This is a genomic window from Moorena sp. SIO3I6, assembly GCF_010672095.1.
The window spans coordinates 1-2,055 of record NZ_JAAHHU010000864.1 but is presented as its reverse complement, the minus strand read 5'-3'; the positions used below and the strand labels follow the sequence as shown (position 1 = coordinate 2,055).

Here is a 2,055-nt window from a genome sequence, read left to right as displayed (position 1 = left end):
ATCAGGTGCTTTAGCATTGGGGATGTATCCTGCTGATGCTGCCATGCTGCTGGAGGCAGATTCTAGTGCCTTGTGGATCTCCTGTTGTAGATTTCTCTCGACTGTTGGTCCGATCAGGATAGAACCACTGGGAATTTTATGAGAATCTATATATAAAATCCGGAACCTAGTCTGACTAAAGCCTAGGCGGTAGCGTTCCAACTCTTCTAAAGACAAAGCTCCAGCGACTACCTCCTCAGAGGCAATCCACTCTAAGACTTGTTTTGGTGTGGGGGCAAAACGCACTTCTGCTAGGGTCAGACCATAGAGATTGTAGATTGGCAGATAATATCCTGTGGCAGAACCAGGTTGACCTAAAGCAATGACTTTACCCACTAGTTCAGTCAAGTCTTGGATTGGGCTGTCGAGTTTTACTACGATGACTGAGCGTGACTTTGTCACTCCTTCGAGAGGTAGCACTGGTATGTACTGTGCCTCAGCAATGGCGATGGCTGCTAAACCAGGAGGAGCAAACACGATAGACAACTTGCTCTGGTTAATCAAAGTTATTGCTCTGCGCTCGTTGTAAATCGGTTCTAATTCTATAATCATCTTAAGTCGAGCACCAAGATATTCGATTAGCTTTGAGTATTGCTCTATAAAGCGATCGCTTTCCCCGTAACTTACGATCCCAATACTTAATTTCCCTAGCATAGGGGTATCGGGTGAGTTACAAGCTGTCAAAATAAATATAAGATTCAAGCAGAATAGACGGCGGGAAAACATAATTTATTACCTTAAAAACTAAAACAGCTGTGGCACTCATGATACTATGGGAGATGGCTAATGTTAAAAAAACTTAATTTAGGAATCAAGCTCAACTTACTACTGGTATTCATTTTTATAGGACTTGTACTGACTGGTGGCTTAGTTTTGTCTCAACTTTTAAAAGGCTATGCGGAAAAAGTCGTAACTGACCAAGCCCTAATTCTGATCGAAACCATGGGTTCGGTGCGGGAGTATACCAATAATCAAGTGAATCCAGAATTAGCTGATCGACTGGAAAATGAAGACCGATTTTTACCTCAAACAGTACCTGCTTATTCAGCTCGGGAAGTTTTTGAAAATTTACGTAAACGTGATAAATATGGTGATTTTTTCTATAAAGAAGCGACGCTAAATCCAACTAATCTCAGAGATAAAGCTGATAGTTTCGAGACCAAAATTGTGGAGAGTTTTCGACAGCAGCCAGAGCTAACAGAAACAACCGGTTTTCGCTCTCTTCCTAGTGGAAGAATTTTTTATGTTGCCCGTCCTCTGGCCATTTCTGAAAAAAGCTGTTTACGATGCCATAGTACTCCTGAAGCTGCCCCTGCTAGCCAAATTGCTAGCTATGGTGATGACCATGGTTTTGGTTGGAAGCTCAATGAAATTGTTGGTGCCAAAATTGTATCAGTTCCAGCGTTTAAAATCTTTAATTCTGCTAAGCAGTTACAGCGATTGGTGATTGGGATTATTAGTGTTTTTTTCCTGGTAGGCATCTTGCTGATTAATGGTTTCCTCAAGGTATCGGTGACCACACCTCTTAAGCAGATGGCTCAATTAGCTAAGGAAGTGAGTACTGGCAATATGGCTGGAGAATTTGACCATGATTCAGAGGACGAAATCGGTATACTAGCTAAATCTCTGAATCGGATGAAAGTTAGTTTAGAAATGGCGATGAATATGCTGAATTCAGAAACTAATTAGTAATCTAAAATTAGTAATTTATTGCTCCGTTGATGGCTGAAGGATTACTAATGATTACTTATAAATGACCTGATGACAGTAAACGCCGTTTAAAGTCTTGGGCATATTTTTGATTGGGAATTTGTTGAGATAAAGCTTTTACAAATTCTTGGGCGGAAGAGTTAGGATTCTGAATAAGAGTACGCTGGCAGACAATGGTAGCCATCGGACCAATTAACTCAGCGAGTTCCTGTTGGCAAAGAGCTACAAAATTGGGGTCTAGTAAATTACTATTCCGATTAGGGGCAGAAGAAATTGGCAGTGGTGTAGGACTAACCCAGGGTTGAA

Annotated in this window: 2 protein-coding genes and 1 pseudogene; 1 reads left to right on the top strand and 2 read right to left on the bottom strand. The window is 41.2% G+C overall.

The annotated features are described in order from the left end of the window. Positions 1-765: PhnD/SsuA/transferrin family substrate-binding protein (locus F6K49_RS43715; protein WP_293108043.1), on the bottom strand; the 765-nt coding region annotated here is incomplete at its 3' end. A gap of 60 nt (positions 766-825) precedes the next feature. On the opposite strand from F6K49_RS43715, the gene F6K49_RS43710 reads away from it, so the two are divergent. Then, positions 826-1,728 carry a DUF3365 domain-containing protein gene (locus tag F6K49_RS43710; RefSeq protein ID WP_293108040.1) on the top strand — a complete coding sequence of 301 codons (903 nt, stop codon included), beginning with the start codon at positions 826-828 and terminating at the stop codon, positions 1,726-1,728. A gap of 58 nt (positions 1,729-1,786) precedes the next feature. Here F6K49_RS43710 and F6K49_RS43705 read toward each other — a convergent pair. Further along, a pseudogene (locus F6K49_RS43705) lies at positions 1,787-2,055 on the bottom strand (hypothetical protein); the annotation flags it as partial.

Bases quoted from the DNA above. Each gene is read 5' to 3' on its own strand.
- F6K49_RS43710 (WP_293108040.1), top strand. From the start codon at position 826: ATGTTAAAAAAACTTAATTTAGGAATCAAGCTCAACTTACTACTGGTA.